The sequence below is a fragment of the Mesorhizobium sp. LNJC405B00 genome (genome assembly GCF_000502615.1).
Taxonomy (GTDB): Bacteria; Pseudomonadota; Alphaproteobacteria; order Rhizobiales; family Rhizobiaceae; genus Mesorhizobium.
In genome coordinates, this window is the sequence record NZ_AYWC01000009.1 from 266,872 (window position 1) to 288,335 (window position 21,464).

Below are 21,464 nucleotides of genomic sequence, written 5' to 3' on the forward strand. Positions count from 1 at the left end.
GGCCAGTTGCAGGGCCGCGACCACAGCCCGGTTGGCCGCAGTCAGCGAAACGAGACGGATGTCTGGGCCCATCAAGCCGTTGCCTTGACGCCATCCTCCGGCACCGGCTCGACGAAGCGATGCAGCTTGGCCGGGTTGCCCCGCCAGATCGAGTTGGGCTCCAGCTCTTCGCCCTTCATCACGAAGGAGTCCGCATCGACCATCGAGCCTTTGCCCATCACCACGCCGTAGTGGACAAAGGCGGAAGGCCCGAGCGTGCAGCCATCGCCGATGCGGATGAAATCGGACTTGAACGCGCCTTCTTCGAGCGAATGGGCCTGGATCACGCAGCCCTCGTTGAGCGTGACGTCGTCGCCGATCTCGACCAGCGAACGCTCGGTCAAATTGCTGCCGCCGTCATAGACCCGCCTGCCGACCTTGACGCCGAGCAGGCGCAGGATCATCGGCCGGAACGGCGTGCCGGCGAACAGGCGCACGATGGGCGAATCCGCCAGCTTCCAGTGGCGCTCGTGACGCCAGAAGTCGACGTCGTAGATGGTCGTCATCTGCGGCTTCAAGCCGCGGAAACCAAGACTTGCCCGCTCGACAAGGACGTAGAACGGAATGGTGATCGCCGAGGTCAAGATGACGGCGGCGAACAGCGCCACCTCCGCCCATTCGGTATAGTAGTTCAGCGCCCGGTCCCAGATGGCCAGCGTGGCGAACAGCATGACCCATTGCGTTGCCACGAACAGCAGGATCGTCACCAGATTGTGCCGGTTCTTGAACGGGATGCGCCGGCGCCGGTCGGCCTCGTCGACGCCGGCGATAAGCTCCTTGTCGCGGTTCACCATGCGCGGGATTTCAAACGCAGGCGAACCGAGAAGGCCGACATTCTGGCGCACCGGCCCGTCGATGGGGATCATCACCTTGGTGCCGAGCAGCACGTTGTCGCCGGTGCGGCCGTCCGGCGGATAATAGATGTTGTTGCCGAGATAGTTGCGTTCGCCGATGCGCGTCGGCTCGAGCCTGAAGGCCGAGGCGGACTTGTGCATGTTGATCATGAACAGCCCGTCCGAGACCATGGTCTCGGTGCCGATCTCGCACAGAAGCGGGTTTTCGTGCTGCTGGTTGGAGCCGAAATTGGAGCCGGTCTGCACCACTCTGTTGAGGTTCCAGCCGATGGCGCGCATGTAGTGCACGATTGCCGAGCTGTCGCCGGCCAGGAGCCCGAGCACGCGGGAATTGCTGGCGAATTCGGCGACGGTCTGCAGCCAGTAGCGGAAACCGTAAAGCGTGTAGGTGCGGCCCGGCTTCAAGATCAGGCTCGTCAGGCGCGGCACCAGCGTCGCTGCCAGGAAAGCCGCCGCGATATAGCCGAAAAGCGTGACCGTGGTGCCGATCGCGACAAGGCCGATCGTCTCCTGATAGTCGTCGCCGACATATTCCCAGTAGCTGTGGAACAGGAGCGGCAGCGGGGTGACGAGGCCAAACAGGCCGACCAGCTGCAGCGCTTCATAGAGGAAGCGCCGGACCTGGTAAGGATTGACATTGCGCACCTTGCAATAGTCCGCCGTGGTCGGCACCGCCGGCGATCCATGCCAGTGCTCGCCGTCGGGAATGCTTTGCCCGCGATGCAGCGAGGACGAATGGCCGAGCTGGGCGCCGTTGCCGATCCTGGTGTCGATGTCGAGCGTGGAGCCGACGCCGACGAAGGCATCGCGGCCGATGGTCAGCGGCCCGGTGTGGATATAACCGGACTGGGCCCTGAAGCCGAGGATCATCGATTCCTTGCGCAGGATGGTGTTGGCGCCGATGGAAATAAGATCCGTGCAGACGGGCACGGACTTCGATTCGATGACGGCGTTTTTGCCCAGCTTGGTGCCGAGCAGCTGCAGATAGAGGCTGTAGAGCGGGCTGCCGCGGAACAGCACGACGGGTGCGGTGCGGATCAACGTCTTGACCACCCAGAAGCGGAAGTAGCGCACGCCCCAGATCGGAAACGCCTCGGCCTTCCAGCGGCCGATGAGCACCCATTTCGCCAGGACGGCAAAGCCCGACATGCCGAAGAACACGGCGGCCGAGAGCGCCACGCACCGGATATAGAGCTGCAGCGGATCGTCGAGCGCGTCATACATCCAGTTGAGGCCGTCATTGATCGCCCAGAGCGCCACGTAGCTGTAGAGGCCGTAGAACGAAAGCTGCGCCGCGCCGCAGGTCCAGTAGGCGAAATTCGAGGCCCGGCGGGTGAGGACCGGCTCGTTGGTTGCCGTCGTCATCTCCTCCGCTACCCCCAGATGCAGCGCCAGGCGCGCCACTGTGGGATAGAGATAGATGTCGCGCATCGACGTCGTCGCCCATTCCTTCCTGGTGCGCACGCGCGCGCAGAAATGCGCCATCAGCAAGGAGTTGGCGCCGAGATCGTCGAAGAAGTGATCCTCGACCGACACCGCGTCGAATTTCAGCACCGTGGCCAGCGCTTCCGCCAGGAATCGCTCGTCCTCATTGCCGGGCGGCACCATTGTGCGATCGGCCGAAAGCCGGACGCTCGTCGGCTTCGGCAGTTGGCGCAGGTCTACCTTGTTGGAGACGGTCATCGGGATGGCAGGCAGTTCCTCCAGATAGGCGGGCACCATGTAGTCGGGCAGCCGCCGCTTCATCGTCTGGGCGAGATCCCCTCGGGAAATCGCCGCTACGCCGGTTTTGAGCGCGTAATAGGCAACCAGTTCGACGCGGCCGGGTTCGATCTCCCAGGTGGTGACGGCGGCCTGGGCGATCTCGGGCTGGTCGAGCAGCACCGCCTCGATCTCGCCGAGCTCGATGCGATAGCCGCGAATCTTCACCTGCGTGTCGATGCGCCCGGCATACTCGATCTCGCCTTTATCGTTGATCCGGCCAAGATCGCCGGTGCGGTAGATGCGCTGCGACGGGTTGTTCGGCAGGCCGACGAAATCGGCGATGAATTTCTGGTCGGTGAGCTCCGGCCGGTTGAGATAGCCGACGGCGAGCCCGATGCCGGCAATGCCGATCTCGCCCAGTGCGCCAGGCTCGGCAAGCTGCGGCAGCGAGGCGTCGAGAATGACGATCGAGTAGGTTGGCAGCGGCGCGCCGATGGTCACCGGACGGTCCGGCGTCAGCGCTCCCATCGTCGCGGTGACGGTCGCCTCGGTCGGCCCGTAGGTGTTGAGGATCTGCCGGCCCGGCTTCGACCAGCGCACCACCAGATTGTGCGGGCAGGCCTCGCCGCCCACCAAAAGCGTGCGTAGGTTGGGAACGTCCGATGTCATCGATGACAACAATGTGGGGCTGCAGGCCATGCAGGTGATGTCATGGAGGCGCAGGAAATCCGCCAGTTCCTCGCCCACCAGCGGCATCTGGCCAGGTGCCGGCACCACCGTCGCGCCGGCGACGAACGGCACCCAGATCTCTTCGGAGGAAAAGTCGAAGGCAATGGTCATGCCCTGATACACCCGGTCGCCCGGCCGGTAGCCGTAGGAGGCGGCGGCGACGTGTATGAAGTTGACGAAGCTCTGGTGCGTGATGACCACGCCCTTGGGCTTGCCGGTGGTGCCCGAGGTATAGAGGATGTAGCAGATGTCGTCGGTCGCCTGCGGCTTCAGCGGCGCGGGCGACTGTGCGGAAATTTCGGCGGCGGCGCTGTCGATCAGCACATGGGGAACGGGCAGTTGACCGGCGCGCGACGCATAGGCGGCGATGGTGACGATCATGCTGACGGCGGCGTCTTCGATGATCAGCGCCATCCGCTCCTGCGGAAACGCGGTGGCCAGCGGCACGAAGGCAGCCCCCGCCTTCATCACCGCCAGCAACGCGACATAGGTTTCCGCCGACCGGTCGAGAATGAGCCCGACCCGGTGGCCCGGCCGCACGCCGTGCTTGATCAGCATGCGGGCGAACTGGTTGGCGCGGCTGTTCAGCTCCTGATAGGTCCACACGCGCCCTTCGGAGATCACCGCCGGCAGTGCGGCAAACGTTACGGCGAGCTGCTCGAACACCGTATCGAGCCGCTCACCCGGCTGCCGGGCAAAGTCGGCGCCCGTCAGGACCTGGCCGTTCCTTGTCGGGCCGCGAGCGATCCGTGCCAGCGCATCGATGCCTGGCAGGCCGCCGATCGGTGTTGCCGCGTCGCTGTCCAGTTCGGCGATATCGTAGTCCATGTCCATACTTTCTCGTCCTCGCCGGGCATTGCCCGGCTGTTCATGCCGCCGCTGGAGCAGGCACTGCGCCGCCGCTGCGATTTTGTTGGTGGAGGGCTTCCAAAAAGGAAGTGCCCGGAATCCCGACGGGGAAGCTTATGCCACCCGATCTTTTCGCCGGTTTTTCCGAACTGTTGAATTTTGTTTCTGGAGTGTGTCTGGGCGGGGATTTGCCGGGCCTCGTTGACCCTTGCGGGGCAGGGGTTCAGCCTCAGTGGCGACCCGGAAAGAGACTATGAGCGAACCTCATGCGGACGGCGCCGGCGAGCTGTCTACAATGGAGCGTTACGGCGACCCAGCAGCAGAGCGATGCCCAACGCCGGAAGCGTTGCCGCCGCAACGGCGAAGAAGACGAATTGCAGCCCGGTCGACGCGGCGACCAGGCCGAGCGCCGGACTGCCGAAGCCGAGCGCCACGTCGAGGAAGACGGTGTAGAGTCCCATGGCCAGGCCGCGGCTGCGCGACGGAAGATGGCCTACGGCCTCGGCGCCGAGGCCGGGATAGACCAGCGAGTAGCCGAGGCCAGTCAGACCCGCTCCGATTGCGGCGACAACAGGCCCGGTCGCAAGCCAGATCAGCATCAGCCCTGCCGCCTCGACCGCGACGAAGATCACGGCGACGCGTGCGCCTCCAAGCCTGTCGGGCAGGTGGCCGAAGCACAGCCTTGCCACAATCAGAGACGCAGCATAGGCCGTGAAAGGAAGCCATACCGGCTGCCAGCCCCGCTCGGCGAAGAGCAGGGCGCCGAAGCCCAGAATAGCACCATAGCCGAGGCTGCTGAAAGCAGCTCCGACGCCAGGAAGCCAGACCGCTTTCGCCACGCTCCTCCATGACTGCGGCACGCTGCCCGCGGCGGCGCTGGTGCCGCGCATCGGCAGGATGGCAAGCAGCGTCGCCAGCGGCAGGAGGATCGTCGCGAGCGCGATCGCGGTGAAACCGCTCGCTGCATAGAGCGCAGATCCGACCGGCGCTCCTAGCGCGAGCGCCGCAAACATGGCCGTGCCCACCCAGGCTATGACTTTTCCGGAGTTCTGTCCGCCCGCAACGGAGAGGCCCCAGGCGACGCCGCCGGTGATGATGAAGCTCTCGGACGCGCCCAGCACCGCCCGGCCGGCGAACAGCGCCGATGCGGACGCTACCGGCCGGTCGAGCAATGCCAGCGAGCCGAGGTAAAATAACCCGGCAAGGGCAGCGGCAATGAGGCCGACGACGACGGCGCGCTTGCCGCCGCGTCCATCGGCATAGTTTCCAGCCCCGATGCGCGACAGCATCGAGGCGACGAACTGGCTGCCCGTCACCAGTCCCACTGCGAAGGGGCCGAAGCCGAGCTGCTGGTGAAGATGCAGCGGCAGGACGGGTAGCGCCAGGCCGATCAGCAGGAAGCCGGCGAAGACGGCCGCCATGATCGGTACCAGCTCCGCCATGACGCCATCTCGGTCTGGAATCCGCGCCATTTTGGCCATCGGCAGCCCAACTGTTCGGATCAGTAGCGTTCGTAGGTCACGCGCCAGCCTTCGGCCGGGTTGTCCGGCGTGAGGACCAGTTTGTTGTCCGAGACCTCGAATTTGCGTTTCATGCCCTTCCCGACGAGGTTGCGGACCAGGGAGGACTCGATTGTGATGACGAAGGTCTTGTCCTGGTCGTTGATGGCGACCGGCCCGTAATAGGCTTCGTAGCCATTCGCCGTGTAAGGCGTGTCCTGCGCCTTGGTGTCGGGGTTCTGCGCCTGCACCGAGAGGGTGCCGGCCTCGGTGAAGATGAGCTGGCCGGAATAGGGCACGGGCTTCAGGTTTCCCTCTGCCCCGGCCTCGAGCGAAATCATCCGCCATGCGCCGATGATCGCGGACTCTTGCGAGAAAGCCGGCGTGGCGACCGAAAGCGCAAGAGCAAGGGCGGCAATCTTCAATCTCATCGTCATATGTCGTTGTTCCTTTTCTGAGTTGTGGGAGCGCACAGACCGTCCGCCCGATCTTGCTCACACCGAAAGCATGACCTTGATGGCGCGACGCTCGTCCATGGCGCGATAGCCTTCAGCGACCTCGGCCAACGGCAGCTTGAGGTCGAAGACCTTGCCGGGCTTGATCCGACCTTGCAGCACACGGTCCATCAGGTCGGGCAGGAAGCGGCGCACCGGCGCCGGGCCGCCCAACATGCGTTTCTGGCCGAAGAATAGTTTTTGGCCGTCGAAGTTCACGCCGTGCGGCACGCCGACATAGCCGATGGTGCCGCCGGGGCGGGAGCAGGCCAGCGCCTGGTCGAAGGATTCTCCCGTGCCGACGCATTCCAGCACGGAGTCCGCGCCGACGCCCTTGGTGAGTTCCTTGATGCGGGCCACGCCTTCCTCGCCGCGCTCGGCGACGATGTCGGTGGCGCCGAACTCGCGGGCGAGCTTTTGGCGGCTGGCGTGCCGGCTCATGGCGATGATCCGCTCGGCGCCCATCTCCTTGGCCGCAAGCACGCCCATCAGGCCGACCGCACCGTCGCCGACCACCACCACCGTCGATCCTTCGCGGACCTCGGCTGCGTCGGTCGCATACCAGCCGGTGCCGAGCACATCGGACACAGCCAGCAGGTCTGGGATGAGTTCGGCCGGCGGCACCTCGGCGGTGGCGACCAGTGTGCCATCGGCCAACGGCACGCGGGCGTAAGGCGCCTGCGCGCCCGACATGAACTCGCGCTGCACGCAAGACGACTGGAAGCCGAAGCGGCAATGCGGGCAGGTATTGTCGGAGAGGCAGAACGAGCCGACGACGAACTGGCCGGGACGGACGGTTCGCACCTCTGCGCCGACCTCGACGACGATGCCGCAATATTCGTGGCCCATATGCATCGGCCCGGCGACCGGCTGCAGCCCGCGATAGGGCCACAGGTCCGAGCCGCAGATGCAGCTTGCCGACAGCTTGATGATGGCGTCCGTCGGCCGCATGATTTTCGGATCGGCGATTTCCTCGCAGCGTATGTCGCCCGGTTTGTGAAGAACGGTTGCAAGCATGTTGGTTCCTTTCGAGGGGAGAGATCAGCCGCCGTAGTCGGCGTCGCTGACATGTTCCAGCCAGTCCACGACCTTGCCGTCCTTGACCTCCTGGAGGGCAATGTGGGTCATGGCGGTCCGAGGCGACGCGCCGTGCCAGTGTTTTTCGCCGGGCGCGAACCAGACGACGTCGCCCGGACGGATTTCCTCGACCGGGCCACCTTCGCGCTGCACGCGGCCGAGGCCGGAGACGACGATCAGCGTCTGGCCGAGCGGATGCGTGTGCCAGGCGGTGCGGGCGCCGGGCTCGAAGGTCACCTGTGCGCCTTGAACCCGCTCGGCGTCGAAGGGATTGAAGAGCGGATCGATCCGCACCGTTCCGGTGAACCAGTCAGGCGGTCCCTTGCCGGAAGGCCTGGTGCCGGCGCGAAGAATGTCCATGGTGATCTCCTTTGCGTCCTCAAATGCGCTCGATGCGAAGCGGGAATTTGCCGCGAATGTGCAGGGCCTGCTCACCCTCGTCGAAGCGGCCAAGCCTGATCAGCCCGGGATGGCGGTAGTCGGCGTAGAACATGGCCAGGTTGCCCCAGGGCATGAAATGGCACAGGTCGTAGGGCTGCTCGTCGGCGAACGGACCGCTTCCCTCCTCGGTCAGCTTGCGCGGCAGATAGGCGATCTTCTCGTTATGGGCGTAATCCTCGATCTCGAGGTCGAGCGGCAGCATGGAGAAGAAGTCGCGCGCCGAGGGATTGTCGTAGAGCGTGGCGGTCATGGTGCGGCCGTTGAAAACCATCCTGATCTTCATGCCGGTGGGCTCCTGGCTGACGGGAGATTGGCCTTCCTGGCCGGCGGCTGTGCGAGGCAGGGCCATTGCGAGCGCCACGCCGAGCAATGTCCGGCGGCTGAGCGGCGCACGTTCGATCGTCATGGCAAAGACCTCCGGGCCATATACGCTGCGGCAAGGGCGGCGAGCGCCGATCCGCAGAGCAGCACCGCGCCCAGGGTGAACGGTCCCCACCAGCCGACCGTATCGAACAGCGTGCCGCCGATCGCGGCGCCGCCGGTGATGGCGAGCTGGATGACGGCTACCTGCAACCCGCCGCCGGCCTCCGCGTCGTTCGGCAATGTTCGGCTGAGCCACGTGCCCCAACCAACCGGCGCGGCCATGCCGAAGAAGCCCCAGGCAACGAGCAGCAGCGCTGTGGGACCCGGGAGTGCACCGAAGGCGATGAGCGCGGCGGCCAGCGCAGCCATGACCAGCGGGATGACGGTGAGGATGCTGAACAGACGCGTGCGCAAAAGCCGGCCGACGCACCATGTGCCGAGCACCCCGGCCAGCCCCATCGCCAGCAAGACCGCCGAGAGGGCGGCGATGTCGAGCCGCGTGACGTTCTCGAGGAAGGGCCGCAGATAGGTGAAGAGCGCGAACTGGCCCATGAACAGCATCATGATCGACGCCATGCCGGTAGCGACAGGAAGACGGCCGAGCAGCGCCAGCGGGTTGCCGGCACGTTTCCTCCGGCGCGGCGGCAGCGCCGGCAGGCTTGTCCACTGCCAGGCCAGCGCCAGGAGACCAAACGGCACGACGAGGAAGAAAGCGCCGCGCCAGCCGACATAGGCGCCAAGAAAACTGCCCAGCGGCGCGGCGATGGTGGCCGCAATGGCATTGCCGGCGTTCAGCATGGCGAGACCCTTCGGAACCATGTCTTGCGGCACGAGGCGCATGACGATTGCGGTCGACATCGACCAGAACCCGCCGATCGCGATGCCGAGCAGCGCCCGGCCGACCATGAGCAACGCGTAGTTCGGCGCGAAGGTGACAGCCAGACCGGACACGATGAGGAGGAGGGTGAAGCCGGTCACGACCAGTCGGCGGTCGATGTGGCGCGTGAGGCCGGCGACCAGCAGGCTGGTCACGACGGCGAAAGCGCCCGAAATCGAGATCGCCTGTCCCGCGCGGCCCTCGGTGATGCCGAGATCGGCCGCTAGCGGCGACAGCAGGCTGACCGGCATGAATTCCGACGCGATGAGCACGAAAACACACAGCGCCATCGACAACACCGCGCCCCATGCGGCGCGGTTTTCAACAAGCCTTGTGTCGTATGTGGTTTCCATGATTGGCATCCTGGCAAAGCGACGGGACGGATCAGCCGCCGTCGCTGCCAGAAGATATTGCAGGGGAACCCATTTAAGTAGACTAAGCAATCCGCATGGACTTATCTGCTCATGATATGAATGTCCGATGGGAGGTGCCCTATGCAGCGCGATGGCATGAAGGATCTGCTCTGGTTCGTGGCGGTCGCCCGCGAGCGCAGTTTCACCAGGGCGGCGGCAAAGCTCGGAACCTCGCAGTCGACCCTGAGTTCGACAATCAAGGAGCTTGAAGCTCGCCTTGGCGTCCGCCTGCTGACGCGTACGACGCGGAGCGTCTCTCCGACCGAGGCCGGCGAGCGACTATTCCAATCTCTTGTTCCCCGCTTCGAGGAAATCGAATCCGACCTCGCAAGCCTGGTGGCGTTTCGCGACAAGCCCTCCGGAACGGTCCGCATCACCCTGTCCGACCATGCGCTCCAGACGACCGTCTGGCCGAAGCTCCAGCCCTTGCTCAACGACAATCCTGACGTGCGCGTCGAGCTCTACAGCGACAACGGCATGAAGAACATTGTGGAGGAGCGCTTCGACGCAGGCGTGCGGCTCGGCGAGAGCATCGACAGGGATATGATCGCAGTGCGCATCGGGCCGGATTGGAGGCTCGTGGCCGTGGCTTCGCCGGACTACTTTTCCCGCCATCCGGTTCCGACCGCGCCCCAGGACCTGGTCGATCACGATTGCATCAATATGCGGCAGGCGACGTTCGGCGGATTGTATGCCTGGGAATTCGCCAGGGATGGCCGCGACCTTCGTGTGCGGGTGGAAGGCCAACTCACCTTCAATTCGTCCATTCCCATGATCGAGGCTGCGACAAGCGGTTTCGGGATCGCCTACGTCCCGGAAAACCTCGTCAGCCACCACATCGCCGAGGGACGCCTCAGGCTCGTGCTTGACGACTGGAGCCCGCCTTTTGCCGGCTATCACCTCTATTATCCGAGCAGGCGACAGCTCTCCCCTGCGATGGCGGTGATCATCGACGCGCTCCGCCATCGCATCTGACGCCAAGACTGTTTGGATCATAAAGTTGGCCTTGGTAAATGGCAGGTCGACCCGGGCGTCGACCGGCTGTTCATGCCGCCGCTGGAGCAGGCCCTGCGCCGCCGCTGCGATTTTGTTGGTGGTCCAAAAAGGAAGAACCCGGAATCCCGACCGGGAAGCTTATGCCACCCGATCTTTTCGCCGGTTTTTCCGAACGGTTGAATTTTGTTTCTGGAGTGTGTCTGGGCGGGGATCTCCCCTGGAGCGGGTGGCCGCGTGAGTTTGAACAGCCGCCTACGACCCAAAGCAAACTTTCAGGGGTGAAGCGGCGTGGCAGCATGGCATTTGCCAAGCAGGCGCATTGTGATACCGCACGGTATATACTTGTGCGGCCACTGAAAGCACGACACACATGTTGATCCAAGTAAGGTGATGCGATTCTCTTCGGATTGATCGGGCTGATAACAAAGACGACGCCAGGAGGAGCGATTTCAGATGAGACAATTTGGGGTTCGGCATTGGACTAACCCTTCCGTACGGAGTTTTGCTCCGGAGGGAGACCCTGTCGAGGCGATGGTGAGGAGGGTGCGTGCGGTGGTCCTCGAAGCGCGCGACGCGGGGTGGTCGGGGCCTCCCTTTAATCCGATCACGCTTGCCCGGCAGATCGGTCTGCGGGTGGAGGCGAGTGCCGCCGTTCCGGACGCCCGAACGATCGTCGACGACCGTGGGCCTCGCATCGAGTACAATCCACAGCAGAAACGCGCGAGGGCACGGTTCTCAATCGCCCATGAGATCGCCCACACGTTCTTTCCAGATGTTGGTGATGCCATACGGAACCGCGGCGGTGATGCGGCCATCCGCGACGATTGGCAACTCGAGCTTCTCTGCAATCTCGGCGCTTCCGAAATCGTCATGCCGGTCGGTAGCTTGCCGAAGCTCGACCACGTCCCGCCGCTTGAACGGTTGATCCAGGACCGCCTACAGTTCGACGTGTCGACGGAGGCCTACCTTATCCGCGTGGTGAGCGTTACTGACGCTCCCATCACAATGTTCATCGCTTCACCGCATCCGGACGGCGAACAAGTCGGTTACCGCATCGATTATGCTATCGCGTCATCATCAGCGCCAAGGCTCGCGCTTGGGGAGAGGCGCATACCTGACGGCAGCATCGTGAGGCAAGCCAACGCGATCGGTGCGACAGCGCACAGCATCGAGCACTGGCCGGATGGTGATCCGGCTTCCGTCGAGTGCGTCGGCATTCCCGGTTATCCAGGCAGCCTTCTGCCACGCGTTGCAGGACTGATCCGACACGGCAGACGCGATCTCGGCGACTTCCTGCACTTCATCCACGGCGACATCCTTGCGCCCCGCACTATACCGCCGGTCATCGTCTGCCAACTCGTCAACGACCGCGCGTTGCGCTGGGGCGGGGGTGTCGCGCGGCAGATGGCGAAGCGCTTCCCTAAGGCCGAGGCCGAGTTCGGGGAATGGATGAAGTCGAAGCCGAAGGCCGAGCGCTTGGGCGAGGTTCATTATGCTACTACCCCCAGCTTCACCTTGGCCAGCTTGGTCGCGCAGGAAGGATTCGGCCCAAGCGGGGGTACTCGGATACGCTATCAAGCCTTGGCCAAAGCCATGGCCACACTCGCTGATGTTACACGCCACCGGGGAGCGTCCTTACACATGCCCCGGTTAGGGACGGGCGGGGCGGGAGGAGACTGGGAGGTCGTCGAAGCCTTGATCCGCCAAAATTTCGACGGGCTGGATAAGGGGGTATGGGTTTATGATCTTCCGCCCCGCCAGACCCAACACAGCCTGGAATTCTGAGCTTGAACACGCGCCGGAAACTGCAGATTGTCCTGCTTTCCGGTCGCATCGGTGCCGGCAAGACACGGCTTGCGGCCCGGCTCGTCGATCGGCACGCCGCGACGCTCGTTAAGACCCGCGAACTCATCCTGCGTACACTTCCGCGCACCTCTGACAAGCGCCAGGAGTTGCAGCGCGCCGGCGAGCGACTTGACCGCCAGACTGATGGTCGCTGGCTGGCTGAAGCGCTCGCCGCGTTGATCGACGAACGTCGTTCAAATGATGAACTCCCGGCGGGGTTGTTTGTCCTAGATGCCGTGCGGATCAACGGCCAGATCGGAGCGATCCGGCGCGCCTTCGGCGACTCTGTGGTCCATCACGTCCATCTAACGGCGTCTCCAGAAACACTTGAGAAGCGTTTCAGCCAGCGCAAGGTGAGGTCCGACGACGGCGTTACCTGGAGCCAGGCCGCAGCCAATGCCACGGAGCGCAAGGTCGAAGGACTGGCGTCGTTCGCCGATACCGTAATCAACACCGACTACTGCACGCCCGAAGACGTGTCCGTTCGTGCGACGGCCCTTCTCGGGTTGATACCCCCGGTCTGTCGACCGGTTAGTCGACGTCTTGGTGGGAGGGCAGTTCGGGAGCGAGGGAAAGGGCAACATCGTAGGTCACATCGCGCCGGAGTATGACCTGTTCGTGCGGGTGGGAGGATCAAATGCCGGACACCAGGTTTATGCTGTCCCCATGCCCGAGAAATACTTCCACCTCCCGTCCGGTTCGGAACGGGCGCCTAACGCGCAATTGCTGCTCGGGCCGGGCGCGGTGATCCATCCCGCGAAGCTCTTGGCCGAGATCAGCACTCACAAGATCAGCGCAGACCGGCTAGTGATCGACGAGCAGGCGATGATTATCGAAGACATCGATAAGGAGGTGGAAAAGGCTAAGCTTGCGAGCATGGGGTCGACCACGCAAGGCGTTGGCGCCGCTTCAGCTCGGAAGATCATGGGACGGGGTGGCGCGGAAGACCCCCCGGTCAGGCTCGCCAAGGACGTGTCCGAGCTGAAGTCGTACATTGGCCAAGCCCAACGCGTGCTTGACGAAGCCTACTGCCGGGGCCAGCGCGTCCTGCTTGAGGGCACGCAGGGGACCAGCCTGAGCCTCCACCATGGTCCTTACCCCCATGTGACGTCGCGTGACACGACGGTTTCCGGTTGCCTGGCGGATGCTGGCATTGCGCCGGGCCGCGTGAGGCGGACCATTGCGGTTTTCCGCACCTACCCAATACGCGTGGGCGGGCCGTCGGGCGATTTCGGCGGGGCTGAGATCACCCATGAGGACATTGCGTTACGGTCTGGTATTCCCGTAGAGGAATTGAAGTCACGCGAAGTGACGACCACTACCGGCAGATCCCGTCGCTTCGGCGAGTTTGACTGGGTCCAGCTCCACCGGTCATGCGTCCTGAACGGTCCAACCGATATCGCGCTAACGTTCGTGGACTATTTGTCGGTGCGTAACAGGAATGCCTATCGCTTCGAGCAGCTCACCGAGGAAACCTTGCGCTTTATCGAGGAGGTTGAGCGTGTGTCCGGCCAACCGGTGACGCTCATATCGACCAAGTTCGACTGGCGTAACGTGATTGACAGGAGGTCGTGGTGACGGAAGAGGAACTAAAAACCCTGATTGCTGACTGTCCGCATCTTTATCACATGGCGATGCGGCAGAGTTGGCCGTCGATCAAGAAGCACGGGCTCCTTCCCACGGACACGTTGCTCAACCTCTGGGAGGTCAGTGGCCAGCTCCGGACCGAACTCACCACAAGACGGCGGCCCAAGTCAGTCCCGATATCCCATGTCATGCACGGTGAGGCGGTGATCCGCGATCAGATTCCGATGCATGACCATCACCTGTCGAAATGCCTTCGCGACGGGTTGACGCCGGCCGACTGGCATAAGCGCCTCAACGAGAGGGTGTTTTTTTGGCTGACGGAACAAAGGTTGGAGCGGCTCCTATGTGCCGGAGCCTACAGGCGGGACGAGCATGTCGTCTTGAAGGTTGATACGCGGTCCCTCATTACAGCACATAGGGACAGAATTGAGCTGTCACCAATGAACAGCGGCTGCACTATGCCTTTTCCGCATCCGCGCGGTGCAGACACGTTTCTGCCGATCGACGCTTACCCTTACGCCGCGTGGCGTGCGAAGCGACGGGCGAGCGATGTCGTCGTTGAACTCACGGTGATCGGCGGCGTTCCAGATATCAAGGCATATGTGACCGAAGTATCGATCCGCACGTGCGGAAAAACTCTTGAGAGGTTGCTTTGACAAATAGAAACGTAAACTGAAATTGCGCGAAGACATGCTATTTCGGCGAAAGGTAACATGTCCGACGACGTCGTGATATTTGCGTGACTGGTGCGCCTCGTCGACAGCAAGCTACGCGCCTGCGATCTCGTCAAGATCAAAATCGACCAGCTTGTTGTAGGACCGGAAATCAGGCCTCTCGCGATGGTCATCCAACAGAAGACCGGCCGACCTGTTCAGTTCGAGTTGATGAGCGATGCACGCTCCAGCCTATTCGCATGATTGGAGCGACGCTACGGGACAGTGGGTGATTAGGCATTTCCGAACAGGATCGATCCAAGGGCTCACATGAGCACAAGGCAGTATGCCCGTCTCGTCGACGAATGGGTCGAGGCGATCGGCCTTCGGCCCCAGGAATACGGAGCTCCGGCTATTTTTCGGCAGAACCCTCGTAACGTCATCCTGAAAAATACTGAACAACAAGCAACCCTGGTGAAAACCTACTCGGCAGGATTTATAGTGAAACCTGGTGTAGTGATGGCGTGCGAGACTGAGCGTTTGGGGATGTCTAACAGAAGCCTCTCCGTCTGTTCAAGCTCTCTTTCGATCTCGTCAGGCAATCTCGCTATTGACTCGAGAATTACCGGAGCGCGCGCCATGATCTTAGCGAACGGTTCAAAAGCGCGCAGGGCAGCTGACGACATCATAAAGTGAGTCCCTCGCGAATTGATCTCACTAATATGCGTTTGTATCAGGCGATTGCCGTGTGCCTTCAGAATTCCCGCGGCAACGGTCATTGTTGGGTCGACCTGTCGCGCATGAGCGATGTCAAAGCAAAGACCAGCCTCCGGCAACACGTCGAAATACTCTGCCAACTCATCCGCTGTGCGGCCAATGGCTTTGCGAGAATCCATGTTCTCTACGCAGAGTTTCGCCCCAAGTTTCATCCACAGCGCTGGCGTATGAATCGTATCAGGATGAACTATTATAGGCAGGCCCATTTCCGCAACTGCAACCAACTGGTCTACTGTGGCTGCTTCGTCAGTAAAGTTGGTCGGTGCGTGAAAGCTGATATAGCTGTAGCGCTGGCGTGCCTGCTTTAGTATTTTGGGCAGAGCGCTCAACAATCCAGCCAGCTCAACTGAGCGGAGAGCCGATAACTCGACAGCAGTCGCTCGGGTAGGTTCAAGTAGGTCCAGCGCGGTTGCAAAATCGTCGAACGCGATAGCCCCGGTTGAGAATCCTATGACCGCCATCAAAAGACTCCATACTTTTGGACGAGGCGAGTAATATCCTTGTTCGTATCGAACAGCAGGGTTGTTAGGGCTGCGTCAAAGCTCGTTGCAGTTTCTCGCGCCTTTAGGAAGATTGGATCCTTGTAAGCTTCCTCCGGCAAGAGTTTCTCCAGATGTTTGCGGATGTCATCATTATTTAGAAGCGCTAAGAATTCATCGTAGCTGTCGAAAATCTCTGACTTCAAGGATGGCCTATATTGCTGAACAATACGGGCCAACGATTCCAACGGCGAGCGTTGGGTCCAAGACATTAGATGGGCTATGAGATTCTGACGGAGCTGCTCAACGTCATTTCCCCGGTTCTCCAATGCCCAGGAAATGCACATAAAAAAGCCGGAGACGAACAAGAGTTTGCGTGACATTCGAAGTTTAATATTGCGCAACGCCCATTTGTCACCCGCTCGAGCACGATACTTGTTGGCATAGTCAACTGCCATTGTTCGCCAGAAGCGAACTACGTCGTTGAGCAAAAAGCGCGGGATCTTATCGTGACGCGTGTTGCTGGTGATGAAGTTGGCGTCTTCTTCGACATACCTACCAAGGATGCCGCGGATGAGGCGTTCATGTGCAGCCTTTTGCGTAGGAGTGCCGATAGCCGTTGACTCTAGGAGCAGCAACAGCCGCCGCGTCATGTTCTTGTTCGTGTCTTCATCCCCGCCAATGGCGTGGACGAGTTCATGACTGAATATCATCCCGCCAAACATTTCGGTCGGACCGGGAACCTTGTAATTAGCGGTTTCGAGAGCAGCCCTTATGGAGTGTACGATTTCAAGATGCCCGGAATCGGCTTGCCCATCGATCAGCAGTGTCCAGTCAAGGTCGCTGCCGAGGGTGAACTCCTCGCGGGCCAATGATCCGAACACCACAAAACTGACCTCGTCAGTCGTCAGTTCTTGAGCTACCAAGCTGGCTAACTCTAACCACTTCTGCTTACTTAACGACTGTGCGGCTGCGATATTTCTCCAGTGGCCGGTGTCAGACCCACGCAAGGCATCAAGAGTCGATTTTGACATGAACGCAGGACCATCTTTCGAGACTCGCCCTTGATATAGCCCCTTGCTGCGCGATTGTCTTGGCTCACGTTCCCCTTTTCCGAGACCGACAGTGCGTCGCATATTGCAATCTCAGGCCGCGCCGCAGCCAAAAGTACGAGGTGCCGGCATAGCAAGGCGGTCTTCACGTCCGCTTTTGAGAGCCGTCCTGACGACAACGGGGGTCGCTTACTCAATGGCAGCTATCCTCTAAGCGCGACTTGAAAACTGACGGTCTGCAATCGGCCCGAAGGCGACATCTGCTCTCGTCAGTGACCGTCACTGACGAACAACCACGCAACACCCCTTGCCATACCCAAATCCTCATCTTAATCTCCCTCTGGGAAAACCTTTTCCCAAATTCCGCAGCGTCGGCCATCCACCCGCATCGAAACGCTACAGGCCAGCAAGAGAAAACCTTTTCCCAACTAAGGGATTTCGCCTCGCACCATGGCAGCCGACACCTCGCCCGCACCCGCCAAACAACCCGTCACGCTGCGTGAAGTGGCGGCGATGGCTGGCGTCAGTGTGGCCACGGCCTCGAAGGCGCTGAACGGGCAGGGGCGGATGACGGCCGAGACGCGGCAGCGCATTCGCGAGACGGCGCAGCGGCTCGGCTTTCGCCCCAACAGCCTGGCGCAGAGCCTGCTGCGGCGGCGCTCCTTTACCGTCGGCCTGTTGACCAACGATACCTATGGCCGCTTTTCGCTGCCGGTCATGTCGGGCATTTCCGATGCGCTGGTCGATGCCGGCGTGTCGGTGTTCATGTGCAATGTCGAGGACGATCCGCGGCTGGCGCAACTGCATGTCGAAGCGATGCTGGACAAGCGCATCGACGGCATCATCGCCAGCGGCAAGCGCATCGACCGCCATTTGCCGGTCGACCTCGCCAATCTCGGCGTGCCCGTCATCTACGCCTTCAGCCAGCCCGATCCCGATGCCATCGCCTTCGTCTCCGACGATGCCGGCGGCGCGCGGCTGGCGGTCGAGCATCTTTGCCGGCTCGGGCGGCGGCGCATCACCCATGTCAGCGGTCCCGCCAGTTTTGCCGTGGTGCATGAGCGGGCGCAGGCTTTTCGCGACGTTCTGGCCGAGCATGGCCTGCCGGCGACCGAGCCCTTGCTCGGCTCGTGGTCGGAAGCCTGGGGGCACGACGCCGTCGGCAAGCTGTTCGATAGCAAAGGCGAAAAGCCTGACGCGGTCTTCTGCGGCAACGACCAGATCGCGCGCGGCGTCATCGATGCGCTGCGCGAGCGCGGCTTAGGCGTGCCTGATGATGTCGGCGTCATCGGCTTCGACAATTGGGAGATCGTGGCCGAGGCGACCCGCCCGTCGCTGACCTCGGTCGATATGAACCTGGCAGCGCTCGGCCGCGAGGCCGGCCTCACACTGCTTTCGCTCGTCGGCGGCCAACCCGCCGCGCCGGGCATTCGAAAACTGCCGTGCCGGCTGGTGGTGCGTCAGTCATGCGGCCGTCCGCCGGACGGCTAGGAGAACGCGCGGCGCGATCCAAGAGCGCCGCAACAGGGAGGAGGAGAAAAACCATGAGGAGGAAAACCATGAAGACCATGATTACCGGGTTCGCGCTCGCGGCGAGCATCATTGCCTTGCCTGCAATGGCCGCCGACACCGCCAACATCTGGGTTCGCGCCGACGGCTCGAACTTCATGCCGCGCATCGTCGACGCCTTCAACAAGGGCCATGAGAACCAGGTCAAGCTGGACATCATTCCCAATGCCGAGATCATCCCGAAATATGGCGCCGCCGCCGCCGGCGGCACGGCGCCCGACGCGCTGTCGCTCGACCTGATCTACACGCCATCCTTTGCCGCCGCCGGCCAGCTCGAAGACATCACCGACTGGGCGAAATCGCTGCCCTATTTCGCCAGCCTGTCGCCGGCGCACGTCAAGACCGGCACCTATAAGGACCACATTTACGGGCTGCCGTTCTCGGCCGACGCCTCGGTGCTGATCTGGAACAAGAAGCTGTTCAAGCAGGCGGGGCTCGATCCCGACAAGGGGCCGGCCAACTGGGCCGAGATCGAGGCCGATGCCGAAAAGGTCAATGCGCTTGGCGGCGACATCAAGGGCTTCTACTTCTCCGGCAATTGCGGCGGCTGCAATATCTTCACGTTCACGCCGCTGATCTGGGCCTCGGGCGGCGACATCCTCTCCGAGGACGGCTCGAAGGCGACGCTGGACAGCCCGCAATTGCGTGGCGCCATCGACCTCTACCGCTCGATGGTCAAGAAGGATCTGGTGCCGGCCGGCGCGCAGACCGACACCGGCGCCAACTTCTTTGCCGCCTTCGCCACCGGCAACATCGGCATTTCGCCATCCGGCGCCTTCGCCATCGGCGCGCTCAACACGCAGTATCCGGATATCGACTATGGCGTCACCTTCCTGCCGGGCAAGGACAGCGGCTGGTCTTCGTTTGCCGGCGGCGACAATTTCGTCGTCACCAAGGGCACCAAGAAGCTCGCTGTGGTGAAGGAGTTTCTCGACTTCGCCTATTCGCTAGAAGGCCAGACCATCCTGGCCAAATACGGCAGCCTGCCGGTGCGCGGCGACATCGCCAAGGAGGCGCTGAAGGATCTCGATCCGCGCTACCAGATCGCCGCCGAAGCCATGGCCAAGGGCCGCACGCCCTATTCCGTGGTGTTCAACGACCTGATCAACTCGGCCAACGGTCCGTGGACGCAGATGATCAACGAGGTCGTCTTCGGCGACGACGTCGATGGCGCCATCGCCAATGCACAAGAGACCATGCAGTCCATCATCGACCAGGCGCAGAAATAAGGACTGGCCGGCGGCGAGGGCGGTGCAACGCCCCTGCCGTCGCGGGTCCTGATCCGGCCGCCCGGTCCGTCTCCCTGGACGGGCGGCCGGCGCTCCTTACCCTCCCACTTGTGGGGAGGGTAAATGACCGCCATCACCACCACCCCGCCACGCGCCAGAAAACTGGTCGGCGCCGGCCGCCGGCAGTGGATCGGCCTGCTCTATGTCGCGCCGGCGGTGGCGCTGGTCGTCGTATTCTTCATCATCCCGCTCGGCATGACGGCGTGGATGTCGCTGCACAACTGGCCGCTGATGGGCGAGCATTTTTACATCGGCTTCGACAATTACCGGGCGATCCTGCGCGACAATCGCTTCTGGAACGCGCTGAGCTTCACCGCCTACTACACCGTGATCGTCACCATCGTGATCTTCGCCGTCGCCTTTCCGCTGGCGCTGTTCATCGAAAAGCCCAGGCAGCTGACCGGCTTTTACCGGACGTCGTTCTTCATGCCGGCGGTCGTCGGCTTCGCCTCGGCCAGCCTGCTGTGGTCGTGGCTGCTCAATGTCGATTCCGGCCTGTTCAGCCCGGCCGCCTACGATTTCGGCCTGACCGCGAAAAAGTTCAACCTGCTGGCGACGTTCCAGCCGGCCTTCTGGTCGATCATCGCCATGGTCGTCTGGAAGGTCGCGGGCTTCACCATGATCATCCTGATGACCGGCCTGCAGTCGATCCCGACCGATCTGCAGGAAGCGGCGATGATCGACGGGGCAGGGCCGTTCGCGCGCTTTCGCGCCATCACCCTGCCGCTGATGCGCCGCACGCTGGCGCTGGCGCTGATCCTGTCGATCGCCGGCTCGATCCTCGCCTTCGACCAGTTCTACATCATCCTGCGCGGCGGCCCGCGCAACCAGACGCTGACCGCCGTCTACTGGATCTTCAACCAGTCCTTCGTCTCGTTCAAGCTCGGCTATGGCGCCGCTTTGTCGATGATACTGCTCGCCATATTGGTGGCGCTCAGCCTGGTTCAGCTGTGGCTGCTGCGCAAGCCGGAGGGCATCGACTGATGGCGCAGGCAAGAAGCCGCAGCAGCCGCCTCTGGCTCAGGATCGCCGAGCATTCGACCGGCATGATCGCCTCAGTGCTGTTCATCGCGCCGATCGTCTGGGCCGTGCTGTCGACCTTCAAGCCGGCGCAGGAGGCGCGCCAGCCGCCGCTGCCGCCATGGCCGACGACCGGCTTCTCGGTCGAGAACTACCGCACGCTCGACACCTTTGGCGACGGCCTCTGGCTGCCGGCGCAAAACAGCCTCTATGTCGCCTCGATGACGGTGATCCTGTCGGTGATCGTCAGCGTGCTCGCCGGCTACGGCTTTTCGCGCTTCCGCTTTCCGATGAAGGATGTGCTCTTCATCGTCATCCTGTCGACGATCATGATCCCGTTCCAGTCGATCCTGACGCCGATCTTCCTGGTGCTGACCAAGGTCGGCCTGCACAACACGCTGACCGGGCTGGTCCTGGTCTACACCACGCTGCAACTGCCGTTCTCGATCTTCATGATGCGCAACGCCTTCGACGCGGTGCCGCGCGAGATCGAGGAGGCCGCGCGCATGGATGGCGCCAACAACGTCACCATGCTGCTGAAGGTGATGCTGCCTTTGGTCTGGCCGGGCATCGTCACCATCGCGCTGTTTGCCTTCCTCGGCGCCTGGAACGAATTCCTGGCCGCACTCGTGCTGATGACCGACCAGTCCAAATTCACGCTGCCGATCATGATGACGGCGCTTCAGTCGGGCCGCTTCGGCGCCATCGACTGGGGCGCGGTGCAGGCGGGCGTCACCGTGATGATGGTGCCGTGCCTGGTGCTCTTCCTGTTGCTGCAGCGCTTCTACATCCGCGGCCTGATGGCCGGCGCGGTGAAATGACCCGCCGTGAAATGACCAATATCCAACGGAGTGACAC

The 21,464-nt window shown here is 62.5% G+C and carries 18 protein-coding genes; 9 read left to right on the forward strand and 9 right to left on the reverse strand.

Translation table 11 applies throughout. The features are described from left to right. Window positions 1–71: 71 nt before the first annotated feature. The 7 genes from X756_RS147455 to X756_RS147430 all read right to left on the reverse strand — a co-directional run bounded on the left by X756_RS147455 (window position 72) and on the right by X756_RS147430 (window position 9,279). Window positions 72–4,160 (reverse strand): Pls/PosA family non-ribosomal peptide synthetase, encoded by a 4,089-nt coding sequence (locus X756_RS147455; RefSeq protein WP_023730472.1) that lies wholly within the window; start codon window positions 4,158–4,160, stop codon window positions 72–74. A 305-nt stretch (window positions 4,161–4,465) separates the two neighbouring features. Next, on the reverse strand, window positions 4,466–5,656 hold the full coding sequence (locus tag X756_RS0134760; protein WP_156941394.1) for an arabinose transporter: 1,191 nt from the start codon (window positions 5,654–5,656) through the stop codon (window positions 4,466–4,468). Window positions 5,657–5,676: 20 nt separating this feature from the next. Beyond that, on the reverse strand, window positions 5,677–6,111 hold the full coding sequence (locus X756_RS147450; protein WP_023730473.1) for a lipocalin-like domain-containing protein: 435 nt from the start codon (window positions 6,109–6,111) through the stop codon (window positions 5,677–5,679). A 57-nt stretch (window positions 6,112–6,168) separates the two neighbouring features. Next, window positions 6,169–7,185 carry a zinc-dependent alcohol dehydrogenase family protein gene (locus X756_RS147445; protein ID WP_023730474.1) on the reverse strand — a complete coding sequence of 339 codons (1,017 nt, stop codon included), beginning with the start codon at window positions 7,183–7,185 and terminating at the stop codon, window positions 6,169–6,171. A 24-nt stretch (window positions 7,186–7,209) separates the two neighbouring features. Next, on the reverse strand, window positions 7,210–7,605 hold the full coding sequence (locus tag X756_RS147440; protein ID WP_023730475.1) for a cupin domain-containing protein: 396 nt from the start codon (window positions 7,603–7,605) through the stop codon (window positions 7,210–7,212). Between the two features lie 19 nt (window positions 7,606–7,624). Next, window positions 7,625–8,092, reverse strand: a complete 468-nt coding sequence (locus tag X756_RS147435) for a cyclophilin-like fold protein (RefSeq protein ID WP_023730476.1) — start codon at window positions 8,090–8,092, stop codon at window positions 7,625–7,627. After that, window positions 8,089–9,279 carry an MFS transporter gene (locus X756_RS147430; RefSeq protein WP_031238850.1) on the reverse strand — a complete coding sequence of 397 codons (1,191 nt, stop codon included), beginning with the start codon at window positions 9,277–9,279 and terminating at the stop codon, window positions 8,089–8,091. Before X756_RS147430 ends, X756_RS147435 begins: the two co-directional genes overlap by 4 nt. A gap of 141 nt (window positions 9,280–9,420) precedes the next feature. Between X756_RS147430 and X756_RS147425 the strand changes: the two genes are divergently transcribed. From X756_RS147425 to X756_RS147415, 5 genes are all read left to right on the forward strand, one after another. Continuing rightward, window positions 9,421–10,314 (forward strand): LysR family transcriptional regulator, encoded by an 894-nt coding sequence (locus X756_RS147425; RefSeq protein WP_023700616.1) that lies wholly within the window; start codon window positions 9,421–9,423, stop codon window positions 10,312–10,314. 573 nt (window positions 10,315–10,887) lie between these two features. After that, window positions 10,888–12,120, forward strand: coding sequence for an ImmA/IrrE family metallo-endopeptidase (locus X756_RS147420; RefSeq protein WP_198020036.1), 1,233 nt, complete (start codon window positions 10,888–10,890; stop codon window positions 12,118–12,120). Window positions 12,121–12,122: 2 nt separating this feature from the next. Beyond that, entirely contained in the window at window positions 12,123–12,791 is a 669-nt protein-coding gene (locus X756_RS1000000169415) for an AAA family ATPase (protein ID WP_198020037.1), read from the forward strand. Further along, the gene (locus X756_RS1000000169420; protein WP_198020039.1) at window positions 12,727–13,758 is read left to right on the forward strand and encodes an adenylosuccinate synthetase; all 1,032 of its coding nucleotides are present in this window, start codon (window positions 12,727–12,729) and stop codon (window positions 13,756–13,758) included. The genes X756_RS1000000169415 and X756_RS1000000169420 overlap by 65 nt, the downstream gene beginning before the upstream one ends. Then, window positions 13,755–14,423: a hypothetical protein gene (locus X756_RS147415; RefSeq protein WP_023730478.1), complete on the forward strand. Its 669-nt coding sequence runs from the start codon at window positions 13,755–13,757 to the stop codon at window positions 14,421–14,423. The genes X756_RS1000000169420 and X756_RS147415 overlap by 4 nt, the downstream gene beginning before the upstream one ends. A gap of 479 nt (window positions 14,424–14,902) precedes the next feature. On the opposite strand, the gene X756_RS147410 is transcribed toward X756_RS147415, so the two are convergent. Continuing rightward, entirely contained in the window at window positions 14,903–15,658 is a 756-nt protein-coding gene (locus X756_RS147410; RefSeq protein WP_023730479.1) for a hypothetical protein, read from the reverse strand. After that, entirely contained in the window at window positions 15,658–16,812 is a 1,155-nt protein-coding gene (locus tag X756_RS147405; RefSeq protein WP_084568511.1) for a DUF294 nucleotidyltransferase-like domain-containing protein, read from the reverse strand. The genes X756_RS147410 and X756_RS147405 overlap by 1 nt, the downstream gene beginning before the upstream one ends. Window positions 16,813–17,178: 366 nt before the next feature. Here X756_RS147405 and X756_RS147400 point away from each other — a divergent pair, with 366 nt between their 5' ends. From X756_RS147400 to X756_RS147385, 4 genes are all read left to right on the forward strand, one after another. After that, window positions 17,179–18,219: a LacI family DNA-binding transcriptional regulator gene (locus tag X756_RS147400; RefSeq protein WP_023730480.1), complete on the forward strand. Its 1,041-nt coding sequence runs from the start codon at window positions 17,179–17,181 to the stop codon at window positions 18,217–18,219. 68 nt (window positions 18,220–18,287) lie between these two features. Then, window positions 18,288–19,526 carry a sugar ABC transporter substrate-binding protein gene (locus X756_RS147395; RefSeq protein WP_023715223.1) on the forward strand — a complete coding sequence of 413 codons (1,239 nt, stop codon included), beginning with the start codon at window positions 18,288–18,290 and terminating at the stop codon, window positions 19,524–19,526. A gap of 123 nt (window positions 19,527–19,649) precedes the next feature. Next, complete coding sequence (locus X756_RS147390) at window positions 19,650–20,570, forward strand: sugar ABC transporter permease (RefSeq protein WP_023730481.1); 921 nt, start codon at window positions 19,650–19,652, stop codon at window positions 20,568–20,570. Then, a complete protein-coding gene (locus tag X756_RS147385) occupies window positions 20,570–21,427 on the forward strand; it encodes a carbohydrate ABC transporter permease (RefSeq protein ID WP_023712775.1) in 858 nt (285 codons plus the stop codon). Before X756_RS147390 ends, X756_RS147385 begins: the two co-directional genes overlap by 1 nt. Window positions 21,428–21,464 lie beyond the last annotated feature (37 nt).